The organism is Aeromonas eucrenophila, from assembly GCF_000819865.1.
GTDB classification, from domain to species: Bacteria; Pseudomonadota; Gammaproteobacteria; order Enterobacterales; family Aeromonadaceae; genus Aeromonas; species Aeromonas eucrenophila.
The window spans coordinates 252,802-266,353 of sequence record NZ_CDDF01000005.1 but is presented as its reverse complement, the minus strand read 5'-3'; the positions used below and the strand labels follow the sequence as shown (position 1 = coordinate 266,353).

The following is a 13,552-nucleotide window of genomic DNA, read 5'->3' as shown; positions in this document are numbered from 1 at the left end:
CCCTCTCTTTTTGTTTGAGTTTCGTGGTGCAGGTCCAACCCCATGGCTGATGACTGTCACGTCACCTGCTGGTTACCAGCTTCATCGGTCGCTATACCCCCAGGCGATCTCGCAGGGTGTACCAGGCGGCACCGGCGGCGGTGAAGGGGATGCGCAGCAGACGGCCACCCGGGAAGGGGTAGTGAGGCAGCTTGGCGAAGGCATCGAAGCGCTCGGCCTGACCACTCAGCACCTCCGACAGCAGCTTGCCCGCCAGATGGGTACAGGTAACGCCGTGGCCGCTGTAGCCCTGCATGTAGTAGATGTTGGGGCCGATGCGACCAAATTGCGGCAGACGCGACAGGGTCAGCAGGAAGTTGCCGGTCCAGGTGTACTCCACCTTGACGCCGGCGAGCTGGGGGAAGGTCTTGAGCATCTTGGGGATGATCAGCCGCTCGATATCCGCCGGATCCCGCGCCCCATAGACCACGCCGCCGCCATAGAGCAGGCGGTGATCCCCGGTGGTGCGGTAGTAGTCGAGCAGGTAGTTGCTGTCTTCCAGGCAGTAGTTCTGGGGCAGCAGTGCGCGGGCCCGCTCTTCTCCCAGCACCTCGGTGGCGATCACCTGAGTGCCGCAGGGCATGCTCTTGCCCGCGAGCTCGGGCACCAGGTTGCCGAGGTAGGCGTTGCCGGCCACCACCACGAAGCGCGCCTTCACCGCCCCCTTGGCGGTCTTGATCAGGGCGGGCTGCCCCGGAGTGATGCCGATGACGGCAGATTGTTCGAAGATCCTGCCCCCCTGCATGCGGATGGCTTCGGCCTCCCCCAGCGCCAGGTTGAGGGGATGGATGTGGCCACCGCTCTTGTCGAGCAGGGCACCGACGTAGCGATCGCTCGCCACCACCTCGCGCACCCCGTCCCCGTCGAGCAGCTCCAGCTGATCGTTGCCCCACCTCTGCCAGCGCTCATACTGCGCCTTGAGCTCGTGCAACTGCTTCTCGGTCTCGGCCGCGAAGACCCCGCCCTGCTGCAGATCGCACTGGATGTTGTAGCGCTTGATCCGATCGCGGATGATCTGGCCTCCCTCAAACAACATGGAGCCGAGCAGCCTGGCCTGATCCGGCGGGCAGTTCGCTTCGATGGTGTCGATGTCGCGGCTGTAGGAGTTCACTATCTGGCCGCCGTTGCGACCGCTGGCACCAAAGCCGACCCGGGCGGCCTCCAGCACCACCACCTTGTAGCCTTTCTCCACCAGGTGCAGGGCGCTGGAAAGCCCGGTGTAGCCCGCGCCAATGACGCAGACATCGCACTCCAGCTGCTCGGTCAGGGTCGGATAGGGCGCGTGTTTATTGGCGCTGGCTGCGTAGTAACTGTTTACATGTTCGGTCATGATCCTTGTTTCCTTACCGGTTCTGTTCCCAAACTATCTTCTTTTCACACTAGAAACTGGCCGGGGTATGGGCGCTGACGATACGACAGACCTGCCCCGACGGATTGCTGAAACTGTGGGGCTCGCCCGTATCGATCACGTAGCTATCCCCGGCACAAAGCTGGTAGGTCTGGCCGGCCAGGGTCAGCAGCACCGAGCCTTCCAGCACGGTACCGACCTCCTCCCCCAGGTGTTTGACCTGACCCCCGGTGTCGGTGCCGGGGGCATAGGTCTCCAGCATGAAGCCGAGCTGGCGCCGGTTGTTGCCGTTGTGCACCAGCTTCATGGATACCCCCTGACTGCCCAGCTCGATCAGCTGCTCGGCCTTGATCACCACGCTCGGCGCCCGCCCCTCCTCTTCGGCGAAGAAGCGGGACAGCGGCAACTCATAGACGCTCAGCAGCTTCTGCAACGAGGCCACCGACGGGCTCACCTTGTTCTGCTCTATCATGCAGATGGCGCCGTGGGTCAGCCCGCTCAGCTCGGCGACTCGCCGCTGGGAGAGCCCCAACCGGCGGCGGGTGGCGGCGAGCCGCTCTCCCATGCTTTTATCCATGCCTTTGTCCGTCAAGGGGTTATCCGTCATGGCCTGCCACCTGGCCTCTCCCTGTGGTTGCTGCATGCCCGCCTCCTTCTGTGCCTGTTCGAATACCCTGTGGCATCTGGTTAAAATAGTGAGCCAATCTCGCCGGGGTGTTCGTTATGCTGAACGACTGACACCGTTCATTATTTTGCACACCGCCCCCGCTAAAAACCGATAGAATCGTCCTGGCAGCCCCATTTCTAGCATGCAGCACACCCTTTACTCAAATATATTTAACACTTGAAAAACATTTCGGCTCAATTTATGGTCGTTACGTGCTTATTATTCTATACGGTGGCACCGTCGGATGAGTTGGCCACCCGGACCCACAATCGAGGCTTCCTATCTATGTCAGCATCGTCAGCATCACAACCCGCTCAGGCTCACGCCTTGCTCAAATCCCTTGCCTATATAGATGGTCACTGGTGCGAGGCCCATGACGGGCGCCAGTTCGCGGTGCTCAACCCGGCCACGGGTGAGATCATCACCCAGGTGCCCGACATGGGCGAGGCCGACACCCGTCGCGCCATCGAGGCGGCGCACGGCGCCCAGCCCGCCTGGGCGGCCCTCACCGCCAAGGAGCGCAGCACCAGGCTCTATGCCTGGTTCGAGCTCATCATGGCCAACCAGACCGAGCTCGCCCGCATCATGACCCGCGAGCAGGGCAAGCCGCTCGCCGAGGCCAAGGGCGAGGTGGCCTACGGTGCCAGCTTCATCCAGTGGTTCGCGGAAGAGGGCAAGCGCGCCTATGGCCGCACCATCCCGGGCTTCTCCGGGGATAGGCGCCTCGCGACCATCAAGCAGCCGGTGGGCGTGGTGGCCGCCATCACCCCCTGGAACTTCCCCATCGCCATGATCACCCGCAAGGCGGGCCCGGCCCTGGCGGCCGGCTGCACCATCGTCATCAAACCCGCCGCCGAGACCCCGCTCTGTGCGCTGGCGCTGGCGGTGTTGGCGGAGCGGGCGGGCATTCCGGCCGGGGTCATCAACATCATCACCTCCCATCAGGCCTCGGTCGTGGGCGACGAGCTGTGCCGCAACCCCAAGGTGCGCAAGCTCTCCTTCACCGGCTCCACCCGCATCGGCAAGCTGCTGATGCGCCAGTGCGCCGACACCATGAAGCGGCTGTCGCTGGAGCTCGGTGGCAACGCCCCCTTCATCGTGTTTGACGATGCGGATCTCGACGCCGCCGTCGCGGGCGCGCTCGCCTCCAAGTACCGCAACGCGGGCCAGACCTGTGTCTGCGCCAACCGCATCCTGGTGCAGGCCGGCGTCTACGACGCCTTCGCCGACAAGCTGGCCACCGCCGTGCGCGCCTTCAAGGTCGGGGATGGCATGAGCGAGGGCAGCCAGATAGGCCCTCTCATCAACCCGGCCGCCATGGCGAAGGTGACTAGCCTGGTCCGTCAGGCCGAGGCCGCCGGCGCTTGTGTGCTGGTGGGGGGCGAGCCCCATCCCGCCGGCCCGCTGTTCTACCACCCCACCATCCTGACCGAGGTGGCGCAGGACAACCCCATCTTGCAGGAGGAGATCTTCGGCCCCGTGGCCCCGCTGGTGCGCTTCGAGACCGAGGCCGAGGCCATCGCCATGGCCAACGACACCCCCTACGGGCTCGCCGCCTACTTCTATGGCCGGGACATTGCCCGGGTGTGGCGGGTCGCCGAGCGGCTGGAATACGGCATGGTCGGCATCAACGAGGGGATCATCTCCACCGAGCTGGCGCCCTTTGGCGGCATCAAGGAGTCGGGCCTTGGCCGCGAAGGGGCCAGCGAGGGCCTGGAAGAGTACCTCGAGACCAAATATCTCTGCTTCGGCTCAATTGCATAAAAATACATTTATTGTAATTGTTAATTCTTTAATGACAGGGGTGTCTCGAGTCGTCCGCCCCATGACATCACCACAAGGAGAGGGTCAGCAGCCAGGCTGCCGGCCCATCACAGTGAATTGAGGGGCTAGCCCCAGAGGGAGAATAGAGATGAGTAACCAATCCTGGCAGGCCCGCCGTGAAGCCGCCGTGGTACAGGGAGTCGGCACCCTGCTGCCGGTCTTTATCGAGCGGGCGCAGAACGCCGAGCTGTGGGACGTGGAGGGCAATCGCTACATCGACTTCGCCTCCGGCATCGCGGTGCTCAACACCGGCCACAACCATCCCAAGGTGCTCGCCGCCGTGCGCGAGCAGCTCGAGAAGTTCAGCCACACCTGCTTCCAGGTCACCCCCTACGCCGGCTACATCGAGCTGGCGGAGAAGCTGAACGCCCTGGTGCCCGGCCCCACCCCCAAGCGCACCCTGTTCCTCTCCACCGGCGCCGAGGCGGTGGAGAACGCCATCAAGATCGCCCGGGCCCACACCGGCCGCAGCGGCACCATCGCCTTCAAGGGCGGCTTCCACGGCCGCACCATGATGGGGATGGCGCTCACCGGCAAGGTGGTGCCCTACAAGACCGGCTTCGGCCCCTTCCCCGGCGAGGTCTATCACCTGCCCTTCCCGGCCGATTATCTGGGGGTGAGCGAGGCCGAGGCCCTGGCGGCGCTGGATCTCTGCTTCAGCTCGGACATTGAGCCGGCCCGGGTGGCCGCCATCATACTGGAGCCAGTGCAGGGGGAAGGAGGCTTCTACGTCGCCTCCCCGAGCTTCATGCAGAGCCTGCGCAAGATCTGCGATCAGCACGGCATAGTGCTCATCTGTGACGAGATCCAGACCGGTTTCTGCCGCACCGGCAAGACCTTCGCCACCGAATACAGCGGCATAGAGCCGGACATCATGACGCTCGCCAAGAGCCTGGCGGGCGGCTTCCCATTGTCTGCCGTGGTGGGCAAGAGCGAGATCATGAACGCCGCCAAACCCGGTGGTCTGGGCGGCACCTATGCCGGCTCCCCCATCGCCTGCGCCGCCGCCCTGGCGGTGCTGGAGGTGATCGAGGAGGAGAAGCTCAACCAACGAGCCCTGGCCCAGGGGGAGCAGATCAAGGCGCGCCTGCACCGGCTGGCACAGGACGTCGACTGCATCGGCGACATCCGTGGCCCCGGTGCCATGGTGGCCATGGAGCTGGTCAAGGAGGGTGACGCCAGCCGTCCCGATCCGGATCTCACCAAGCGACTGGTGGCCGAGGCAGGCAAACGCGGCCTGGTGTTGCTGGCCTGCGGCGTGCGCGCCAACGTGATCCGCTTCCTGGCGCCGCTGACCGCCTCGCCGGCCATCGTCGACGAGGGGTTAAACCTGCTCGAACAGGCGCTGGCAGCCGCCAGACCCTAGGCTGCTCATCAGCGCCTCGCATTTGTGCTAAAAAATGCGTTTTTACCCCCTTGATATGCTTGTCAGGGGGGCATCACGAATGCACAATGCGCCTCCGCTTTCAAGGACCGCCCGCTCATCGCAGCCCGGTCTTTTTTTGCGGCAAACAAATCCATAACGAGGCCGGAACAGACCGGAAATGATAGCGAGATGGGCTGCCATCTCACGACACCCGCTTCTTAGTGAGGAACACCATGGGGTATTTCACCGCTTTCCTGCCGGCCCGCGCCGGTCTGCGCCAGCCGTCTGTGCAACACATTGGCGCCCCCAGTGCCCAGGCTGACGCCACCGTCAACCTGATCCCCCCGGCCAACACAGAGGGGAAAGCATGATGAATGCCCAACCCGTCGGCCTGAAAAAAAGCCTGAAACTCTGGCACGTGGTCATCATGGGGCTGGCGTACCTGACCCCCATGGCCGTGTTCGACACCTTCGGCATCGTCACCGAAATCACCGAAGGCCACGTGCCGACCGCCTACCTGTTCGCCCTCATCGGCATGCTGTTCACCGCCATGAGCTACGGCCACCTGGTGCGCAAGTTCCCCTCGGCAGGTTCCGCCTATACCTATGCCCAAAAGGTGTTTCACCCCTATGTGGGCTTCATGGTGGGCTGGGTCTCCCTGCTCGACTACATGTTCATGCCGATGATCAACATGCTGCTGGCCAAGATCTACCTGGAAGTCTTGCTGCCGGGCGTGGAGCCCTGGATCTACATCCTGGTGCTGGCCGCCATCATGACCTTCCTGAACCTGCGCGGCATCAAGCTGGTGGCCAACTTCAACAGCCTGATCGTCATCATGCAGTTCAGCATCATCGCCGTCTTCATCGGCCTCATCATCGCCGGGGTCTACCAGGGTGAAGGGCTCGGCACCATCACCAGCAGCCGTCCCTTCTTCTCCGAGCACATGAACGTGACGCCCCTGCTGACCGGCGCCTCCATCCTCTGCCTGTCGTTCCTCGGCTTCGATGCCATCACCACCCTGTGTGAAGAGACACCGAACGCCGAGCGGGTGATCCCCCGCGCCATAGTGCTGACGGCGCTGATCGGCGGTGTGCTCTTCATCTCCGTCTCCTACTTCCTGCAGCTGTTCTTCCCGGACATCTCCCGCTTCCAGCAGCCGGATGCGGTGCTGCCGGAGATAGCGCTCTACGTGGGCGGCAAGCTGTTCCAGGCGGTGGTGCTGGTGTGCACCACGGTCGCGGTGCTCGCCTCCGGACTCGCCTCCCACGCCGGGGTATCGCGCCTGCTCTACGTGATGGGACGGGATCGCGCCCTGCCGAGCCGCTTCTTCGCCTATGTCCATCCCAAGTGGCAGACTCCGGCCCTGAACGTGCTGCTGGTGGGGGTGCTGGCCCTCTCCGCCGTGTCATTCGATCTGGAGATGGCGCTGGCGCTGATCAACTTCGGCGCCCTGGTGGCCTTCACCTTCGTCAATCTGGCGGTGATCGCCCACTTCTACCTCAAGCTCGGTCACAACAAGACGCTGCGGGATCACCTGGTGTTTCTGCTGCTGCCCCTGTGCGGCGCCGCCTGTATCGGGGTGCTCTGGCTCAACCTCGAGCCCGCCTCCTTCGAGCTGGGGCTGATCTGGGCCGCCCTCGGCGCCCTCTACCTGTTGCTGCGCCTGACCCTGTTCCGGGTCCCGCTGCGCCGGCCCGAGACCGATCTCTCCTGAGCCTGACGCCCTTCCCGAGCCCGCCCCGTGCGGGCTCTTTATTGGGCCGCGCCCACCAGGATCCCGCCCATCCAGGGGTCCGCCGGCCCTCGCGCCGGCGGACGCCCGCCCCGGGGTTGACCCCCGTCAACAAAATGCCCAATAGCCCCCTTTTTTTGCTTGTCACCCCCCCCCCCTGAGGGCACAATGTCGCGCCCCTTGAGAGCCGATGTTTTACAACATCGGTTCTTTGCATTTCAGGGGCAAACCACCATCCACCAAGAGGCCGGTCTTGTGCCGGAATTGATACCGAGATTGCTCAACAATCTCCCGACGTTGTGAGGAAATACATGGGGCATTTCACTGCTTTTCTGCCGGTGCCCACCGGCGTGCGCCACTCATTTGGCGCCCCCTGTGTCCAGCGATGCCCTGCCGCATCCCTGATCCCGTTCACCCTTGCCCCTCGGGCCTGTGCAGAGGAGAACGCGTGATGGCCGGTGCCAAGCTGCTCAAGACGCTCACCCTGTTCCAGGTTGTGGTGATGGGTCTGGCTTACCTCACTCCCATGGCGGTGTTTGATACCTTCGCCATCGTCGGCGATATCACCGAAGGCCGCGTGGCCACCGCCTACCTGCTGGCGCTGGGCGGCATTCTGCTGACCGCCTTCAGCTACGGCCATCTGGTGCGCCGCTTCCCCTCGGCGGGCTCTGCCTATACCTATGCCCAGAAGGTGTTCAACCCCTACATCGGCTTCATGGTCGGCTGGTCCTCCCTGCTCGACTACATGTTCATGCCGATGATCAACATCCTGCTGGCCAAGATCTACCTGACCGCCATGTTCCCCGGCGTCGAGCCCTGGATCTTCATCTTCGGTCTGGTGACAGTGATGACCTTCCTGAACCTGCGCGGCATCAACCTGGTGGCAAACTTCAACGGCGTCATCGTCTTTATCCAGGTCGCCATCATCCTCACCTTCCTCGCCCTCATCGGCTGGGGCCTGACCCACGGTGAAGGGGCCGCGACCCTGCTCAGCAGCCGTCCCTTCCATGTGGAGTCCGCCAGCATGTTGCCGCTGTTCACCGGCGCCACCATCTTGTGCTTCTCCTTCCTCGGCTTCGACGGCCTGAGCTCGCTCTCCGAAGAGACCCCGAACGCCGGCAAGGTGATCCCGCGCGCCATCGTGCTGACCGCGCTCATCGGCGGCATCATCTTCGTGACCGTCTCCTACAGCCTGCAGCTGTTCTTCCCGGATCTGGCCCGCTTCAAGGAGCCGGACGCCGTGCTGCCGGAGATCGCCCTCTACGTCGGTGGCACCCTGTTCCAGAGCGTGGTGCTGGTGTGCACCACGGTCGCCGTGCTGGCCTCCGGCATGGCGGCCCACGCCGGGGTATCGCGCATCCTCTACGTGATGGGGCGCGATCGCATGATCCCGGAGCGGGTGTTTGGCTACATCCACCCCACCTGGCGCACCCCGGCCATCAACGTGCTGCTGGTGGGGGCCTTGGCGCTCTCCGCGGTGTCGTTCGATCTGGACATGGCGCTGGCGCTGGTGAACTTCGGCGCCCTGGTGGCCTTCACCTTCGTCAACCTGTCGGTCATCGGCCAGTTCTGGGTGCGGGAGAAACGCAACAAGACCCTGAAAGATCACCTGCTGTTCCTGGTGCTGCCGCTGCTCGGTGCCGCCACCATAGGGGCACTGTGGATCAACCTGGAGCGCAGCTCCCTGGAGCTTGGCCTCATCTGGGCGGGGATCGGGGTCACCTATCTGTTCCTGCGCCTCGCGGTATTCCGCATCCCCTTCCGTCAGTACGAGGAAGCGGCCGACGGCCAATAAGTCATCCGCGTGATGCAAAGAGGGGAGCCCATGGGCTCCCCTCTTTCGTTGGTGCCCAGCTTGGCACCACCTTCACACCGCTCACCGGGCGCTCAGTATGCACCCGTCTTGCGCAGTACAGCCCGACCCGCCGCCGCGGCCGGATCTTCCACCGTGTTCTCGACCCGCTGTTTGGTATTGCGCGCCTTGTTGTAGGCCTCGTCCACGCCGGTAGCCTGGGCCGCCTTGCGCTTGGCGTAATCCGCAGGGTTGTCCACCGCGTTCTCGACCCGCTGCTGGGTGTTCTTCGCCTTGTTGTAGGCCTCGTCCACCCCGGTGGCTTGGGCCGCCTTGCGCTTGGCGTAATCCGCGGGATCCTTGACGGCATTGTCTACCCGCTGCTTGGTGCTCGCCGCCGAGCAGCGGCTGTTGACCCCGGTCGCGCCGTTGACGGCCGACCCTATCGCCACCTGTTTGGCGCTGCAACCCGAGGAGAGAATGTCGGCCTGGGAGGGCAAAGAGATCAGGGAAAGGGGAAGAAGCAGAAGGAAGAGATGTTTCATGACAGACTCACTATCGCGGATAAATGACCGGGCAGTGTACCCCCTGGGGAAAGGGGACGTTACCGGATCCCTTCCCGCTCGGCACGCCATCCGTCAGTTTCTAACGCATCCCTCTGCTTTCATGGTCAATACAACCGCAAATAAACAATTAATTAGCATAATACTCCATCGATACCCAACCGATCCGCCGTAACGAGATCGCTGTCATCAAACCATCATAAAAATGTCACTTTGTCATATTTCTGTCATGGAGCCTTGCTGTAATGCGCCCGTCCATTTTCACAGACTGCCCAGAGGCACCATGCACAGCAACCCGACTTCCCCACAACAGCAGACCCAAAGTTCCGGCCCACTGTTCAACTGGCTCGCTGTCATCACCCTGATCTACCTGATCCTGGTCGCCGTCGGGGCCGTCTCTCACGGCTTCAAGGGCTTCTCCGGTGGCGCCGAGGGCGCGGCCGAGATCTTTGCCTTCGCCAACAACCCCTTCGTCGCCCTCTTGCTCGGCATCCTGGCCACCGCCCTGGTGCAATCCTCCAGCACAGTCACCTCGGTGATCGTCGGCCTGGTGGCGGGCGGCCTGCCCATGGGCATGGCCATCCCCATGGTGATGGGCGCCAACCTCGGCACCACCATCACCAATACCATCGTCTCGCTGGGCCATATCCGGGACAGGGGCGAGTTCCGCCGCGCCTTCGCCGCCGCCACAGTCCACGACTTCTTCAACCTGCTGGCGGTGTTCATCTTCCTGCCGCTTGAGCTGATGTTCGGCCTGCTGCAGAAGAGCGCAGAGGGGCTGGCCAATATGCTGATGGGCTCCGCCGACATGTCGATGAAGGGGATGGACTTCATGAAGCCCCTCATCGAGCCGGCACTGAACCTCATCGACAGCGTGGTCGCCTTCCTGCCGGGCAAGGGCGGCGCCATCGCCACCATCGTCATCGGTATCCTGCTGATCCTCGGCTGCGTCACCTGGCTTGGCAAGGTGCTGCAACGGGTGCTGGTGGGTCGCGCCAAGGAGCTGCTGCACAAGGCGCTGGGCCGCGGCCCGCTGACCGGCATCGCCTCCGGCACCCTGGTCACCGTCATGGTGCAATCTTCCTCTACCACCACCAGCCTGATGATCCCGTTGGCAGGAAGCGGCCTGTTCAGCACTCGCCAGCTCTACCCCTTCACCCTGGGCGCCAACATCGGCACCACCATCACGGCCCTGCTGGCGGCCACCGCCATCAGCGGCGCCGGCGCCAAGCTGGGGCTGACCATCGCCCTGGTGCACGTGCTGTTCAACCTGTTCGCGGTGGCGCTCATCTATGGCGTGCCCTTCCTGCGGGAATTGCCCATCAAGGCCGCCGAGACCCTGGCCCGGGTCGGCAGCGAGAACAAGCTGCTGGCGCTCGGCTACGTGGGCGGGCTCTTCTTCGCCCTGCCCGCGCTGATGATGGTGGCGGCCAAGTAATTCCTGTACAGACGAGGGGCGCTCATCCTGTTCGCCCCTCGTCCTTTGTCTGCCCAGTCACATCCCCCGCCCCTGTGGCTCGCCCTCTCTGCCCGGCTGGGATAAGATGCCACTCTCACCGCACTCTTTGCATTACAGGGAATAGAGAAAACCGATGAAATTCATTCTGATAGCACTGCTGGTTGCCGGCGTCGCCTACTACTTCTACTCGAGCAGCAACAACAAAAAATTGGCGGCGGATAACGTGCGCCAGGGCGCCGAGTTCCTCGCCAGCAACAAGGAGAAACCGCTGGTGACCACCACGGCCTCCGGCCTGCAATACGAGGTGCTGACCCCGGGTACCGGCACCGTTCACCCTACCGCCACCAGCAAGGTGAAGGTGCACTACGAGGGCAAGCTGCTGGATGGCACCGTCTTCGACAGCTCGGTCGCCCGCGGCGAGCCCATCGAGTTTGGCCTGAACCAGGTGATCGCCGGCTGGACCGAAGGGGTACAGCTGATGGTGGAAGGGGAGAAGACCCGTTTCTACATCCCCGCCAACCTGGCCTACGGCGATCGCGCCGCCGGCAAGATCCCGCCAGGATCCGTGCTTATCTTCGACGTGGAGTTGCTGGGCATTCAGTAACGCGATCCCACCAGGCACAGTGATTATGTTCGACATGGAACTGCTGGGTATTGGGTAACGTGATCCCACAAGGCACAGTGCTTATGTTCGACATGGAACTGCTGGGTATTCAGTAACGCGATCCCACTAGGCACAGTGCTTATGTTCGACGTGGGTCTGCTGGGTATTCAGTAACCCAGTCCCCTTCATCACCGACAACGAGGCCAGCGCAACCCGCTGGCCTCGTTGTTTCCGTTGCGCCAGCCGCGCCCACCGCCCTGGGGTTGCGGTCAGATTATCAATCATTAGTGAACAGTGCTTATACATCACGCTGGATTGTTAACCACAAAACCGGGGAGGATAATGACCTCAATCTCAGTGGCCCAGTGCCCTGATCCCGTTTAACGCGGTGCCGGCCAGCTGTGCCGATGCCGCCAACAAGGAGTCTCATCATGGCTATCGCTCCCGTCTGGTTCATCTCCCACGGCGCCCCGGATCTGGTCTTGCGTGATCAACCTGCTACACAATTTCTAACGAAATTGCGCCTTGGGGATATCAAGGGGCTGGTGGTGATCTCGGCCCACTGGTTCAGCCGCACCGATCTGCAACTCAACGTCGAGCCAAAGCCGGCGCTGATGTATGACTTCTACGGCTTCCCCGACCCGCTCTATAGCATCCGCTGGCCCGCCAACAGCCCGGCCTGGTTGCAGGAGGCGGTAAGCGATCAGCTGCTGCTGGCGGGTCTGGCCGCCACCCCGGTCAAGCGCGAACTGGATCACGGCGTCTGGTCGCCGCTCTCCCTGATGGATCCGGCCAGCGAGATCCCGCTGGTGCAGATCTCCATCCCGGCCACCTTCAGCCCGAGCCAGCTGTGGCAACTGGGAGAAGCCCTGCAGGCCCTGCGCGAGCAAGGTATTGGCATCCTCGCCTCCGGCGCCATCACCCACAACCTGCGGGCGCTCGGGCCGGACGGCTCCCCCGTCCCCGGCTGGGCGAGCGACTTTGCCCACTGGCTGGAGCAAACCATGGCGGAGGGGGATCGCCCCGCGCTGGAAGATTACCGGGCACGCGCCCCGGGGGCGGTGGAATCCCACCCCCACGACGATCACCTGCGCCCGCTGTTCGTGGCGCTGGGGGCCGCTGGGGCCGACAAACCCCAGAAACTGCACGACAGCTGGGACTACGGCAGCCTCTACATGGGCTCCTACCGCTTTGGCTAGAATCAGAGCGATAAACCAACAAAATGGCGGGCCACTCCCGCCATTTTTTATGTGGCGATAACCTGGAAAGGGAACGAGAAAGGGCAGCGATCAGGCACTCGGCAACACGGGGGCTGGCATCATGGGGACGCTTGGTCAGGGCCGATAGTTGCAGCCTAATGACTGGTATTTCATGGCGTTGCAGAAATAAAAAAAGAGAGCCTCGGCTCTCTTTTTTTATCGTATGGCGGGATCAGTAGAAGATCCGCTCGCCCCTTTCGCTCATCTTGAGCCACACCGGCTTGGTGCTGGTCTTGTTCCAGATACGGTGCAGGTAGCTGTAGAAACGGGCGCGATCTCGGCGAAACAGCATCACCGGGAAGGCGAGCAAACCCACCAGCAACACGAAGATGCGGCGCAGGATTATCTGAGTCAGAGAGAAGGGATGGAACATGATTTAGCACCTCACTGGTAAGACCACTGGATGAATATTACGCCACAAATTGTAGGATTACTACACCATTAAGGCCACTTTTTGGTAAAAACCCCCGCCATCAGGCCATGAAATGAAAACGGGTTACATTAATTAACCAAAAAACAACAATCATGAAAAAATGCGGCGGCTGGACCAGAGTTAATAGGAAGGCGGACATTGGCAAGGGGATGAGAGAATGAAATTGGCGGAAGTCGCGATCCTGAGTGTGCTGGGTCTGCTTGCCTGGTCGCAGTGGCAGGAGTGGCAACTCAATCAAAATGACAGCATAGATCTCGCCTACAAGGGCACGCCGCCCACCGTCAGCCTGTGGCAATGTGGCCAGCTGAAACAGAAGATGTCGGCCCTGGCCGAGCAGTCGGCGGAGATGCAGTATCAGTTTCGAGGCCAGGCACTGGCCGACATGGATCGCTATCTGCACAAGGAGTGGCGCCTGCAGGGCTGCGAGCAGTTGACGGAGCAACAGTGAACGCAGAGAACGCAGAGA

At 62.7% G+C, this 13,552-nt stretch carries 13 protein-coding genes; 9 read left to right on the top strand and 4 right to left on the bottom strand.

Translation table 11 applies throughout. The annotated features are described in order from the left end of the window. Positions 1 to 91 precede the first annotated feature (91 nt). The gene (locus BN1124_RS05275) at positions 92 to 1,369 is read right to left on the bottom strand and encodes an NAD(P)/FAD-dependent oxidoreductase (RefSeq protein ID WP_042639830.1); all 1,278 of its coding nucleotides are present in this window, start codon (positions 1,367 to 1,369) and stop codon (positions 92 to 94) included. A gap of 49 nt (positions 1,370 to 1,418) precedes the next feature. Then, positions 1,419 to 2,030 (bottom strand): HTH-type transcriptional regulator PuuR, encoded by a 612-nt coding sequence (puuR, locus tag BN1124_RS05270; protein ID WP_042639827.1) that lies wholly within the window; start codon positions 2,028 to 2,030, stop codon positions 1,419 to 1,421. A 309-nt stretch (positions 2,031 to 2,339) separates the two neighbouring features. Between puuR and BN1124_RS05265 the strand changes: the two genes are divergently transcribed. The 5 genes from BN1124_RS05265 (at position 2,340) to BN1124_RS05250 (ending at position 8,771) form a co-directional block, all read left to right on the top strand. Then, complete coding sequence (locus tag BN1124_RS05265; RefSeq protein ID WP_042639825.1) at positions 2,340 to 3,818, top strand: NAD-dependent succinate-semialdehyde dehydrogenase; 1,479 nt, start codon at positions 2,340 to 2,342, stop codon at positions 3,816 to 3,818. A 148-nt stretch (positions 3,819 to 3,966) separates the two neighbouring features. Continuing rightward, a complete protein-coding gene (gene gabT, locus BN1124_RS05260; protein ID WP_042639823.1) occupies positions 3,967 to 5,244 on the top strand; it encodes a 4-aminobutyrate--2-oxoglutarate transaminase in 1,278 nt (425 codons plus the stop codon). Positions 5,245 to 5,477: 233 nt separating this feature from the next. Continuing rightward, positions 5,478 to 5,615, top strand: a complete 138-nt coding sequence (locus BN1124_RS21505; protein ID WP_197066166.1) for a hypothetical protein — start codon at positions 5,478 to 5,480, stop codon at positions 5,613 to 5,615. Then, positions 5,615 to 6,958: an APC family permease gene (locus BN1124_RS05255; protein WP_042639821.1), complete on the top strand. Its 1,344-nt coding sequence runs from the start codon at positions 5,615 to 5,617 to the stop codon at positions 6,956 to 6,958. The genes BN1124_RS21505 and BN1124_RS05255 overlap by 1 nt, the downstream gene beginning before the upstream one ends. A gap of 469 nt (positions 6,959 to 7,427) precedes the next feature. Then, positions 7,428 to 8,771: an APC family permease gene (locus tag BN1124_RS05250; RefSeq protein WP_042639819.1), complete on the top strand. Its 1,344-nt coding sequence runs from the start codon at positions 7,428 to 7,430 to the stop codon at positions 8,769 to 8,771. Positions 8,772 to 8,863: 92 nt separating this feature from the next. Here the strand turns inward: BN1124_RS05250 and BN1124_RS05245 are convergent, their stop codons facing one another. Beyond that, entirely contained in the window at positions 8,864 to 9,313 is a 450-nt protein-coding gene (locus tag BN1124_RS05245; protein ID WP_042639817.1) for a hypothetical protein, read from the bottom strand. Between the two features lie 301 nt (positions 9,314 to 9,614). Here BN1124_RS05245 and BN1124_RS05240 point away from each other — a divergent pair, with 301 nt between their 5' ends. The 3 genes from BN1124_RS05240 to BN1124_RS05230 all read left to right on the top strand — a co-directional run bounded on the left by BN1124_RS05240 (position 9,615) and on the right by BN1124_RS05230 (position 12,593). Next, a complete protein-coding gene (locus tag BN1124_RS05240) occupies positions 9,615 to 10,769 on the top strand; it encodes a sodium:phosphate symporter (RefSeq protein ID WP_042639815.1) in 1,155 nt (384 codons plus the stop codon). A 154-nt stretch (positions 10,770 to 10,923) separates the two neighbouring features. Then, a complete protein-coding gene (locus BN1124_RS05235) occupies positions 10,924 to 11,394 on the top strand; it encodes a BamJ family beta-barrel-assembly machinery protein (protein WP_042639813.1) in 471 nt (156 codons plus the stop codon). A 431-nt stretch (positions 11,395 to 11,825) separates the two neighbouring features. Continuing rightward, the gene (locus tag BN1124_RS05230; protein WP_042639812.1) at positions 11,826 to 12,593 is read left to right on the top strand and encodes a DODA-type extradiol aromatic ring-opening family dioxygenase; all 768 of its coding nucleotides are present in this window, start codon (positions 11,826 to 11,828) and stop codon (positions 12,591 to 12,593) included. A 232-nt stretch (positions 12,594 to 12,825) separates the two neighbouring features. Here BN1124_RS05230 and BN1124_RS05225 read toward each other — a convergent pair whose 3' ends face one another. After that, positions 12,826 to 13,026 (bottom strand): YbfA family protein, encoded by a 201-nt coding sequence (locus BN1124_RS05225; protein WP_033130475.1) that lies wholly within the window; start codon positions 13,024 to 13,026, stop codon positions 12,826 to 12,828. A gap of 217 nt (positions 13,027 to 13,243) precedes the next feature. Here BN1124_RS05225 and BN1124_RS05220 point away from each other — a divergent pair, with 217 nt between their 5' ends. Beyond that, positions 13,244 to 13,534, top strand: coding sequence for a hypothetical protein (locus BN1124_RS05220; RefSeq protein ID WP_042639809.1), 291 nt, complete (start codon positions 13,244 to 13,246; stop codon positions 13,532 to 13,534). Positions 13,535 to 13,552: the final 18 nt, after the last annotated feature.

Excerpts from the sequence above, each read along its gene's own strand:
- BN1124_RS05275 (WP_042639830.1), bottom strand. The coding sequence starts at position 1,369 with ATGACCGAACATGTAAACAGTTACTACGCAGCCAGCGCCAATAAACAC.
- puuR (WP_042639827.1), bottom strand. The coding sequence starts at position 2,030 with ATGCAGCAACCACAGGGAGAGGCCAGGTGGCAGGCCATGACGGATAAC.
- BN1124_RS05265 (WP_042639825.1), top strand. The coding sequence starts at position 2,340 with ATGTCAGCATCGTCAGCATCACAACCCGCTCAGGCTCACGCCTTGCTC.
- gabT (WP_042639823.1), top strand. The coding sequence starts at position 3,967 with ATGAGTAACCAATCCTGGCAGGCCCGCCGTGAAGCCGCCGTGGTACAG.
- BN1124_RS21505 (WP_197066166.1), top strand. The coding sequence starts at position 5,478 with ATGGGGTATTTCACCGCTTTCCTGCCGGCCCGCGCCGGTCTGCGCCAG.
- BN1124_RS05255 (WP_042639821.1), top strand. The coding sequence starts at position 5,615 with ATGAATGCCCAACCCGTCGGCCTGAAAAAAAGCCTGAAACTCTGGCAC.
- BN1124_RS05250 (WP_042639819.1), top strand. The coding sequence starts at position 7,428 with ATGGCCGGTGCCAAGCTGCTCAAGACGCTCACCCTGTTCCAGGTTGTG.
- BN1124_RS05245 (WP_042639817.1), bottom strand. The coding sequence starts at position 9,313 with ATGAAACATCTCTTCCTTCTGCTTCTTCCCCTTTCCCTGATCTCTTTG.
- BN1124_RS05240 (WP_042639815.1), top strand. The coding sequence starts at position 9,615 with ATGCACAGCAACCCGACTTCCCCACAACAGCAGACCCAAAGTTCCGGC.
- BN1124_RS05235 (WP_042639813.1), top strand. The coding sequence starts at position 10,924 with ATGAAATTCATTCTGATAGCACTGCTGGTTGCCGGCGTCGCCTACTAC.
- BN1124_RS05230 (WP_042639812.1), top strand. The coding sequence starts at position 11,826 with ATGGCTATCGCTCCCGTCTGGTTCATCTCCCACGGCGCCCCGGATCTG.
- BN1124_RS05225 (WP_033130475.1), bottom strand. The coding sequence starts at position 13,026 with ATGTTCCATCCCTTCTCTCTGACTCAGATAATCCTGCGCCGCATCTTC.
- BN1124_RS05220 (WP_042639809.1), top strand. The coding sequence starts at position 13,244 with ATGAAATTGGCGGAAGTCGCGATCCTGAGTGTGCTGGGTCTGCTTGCC.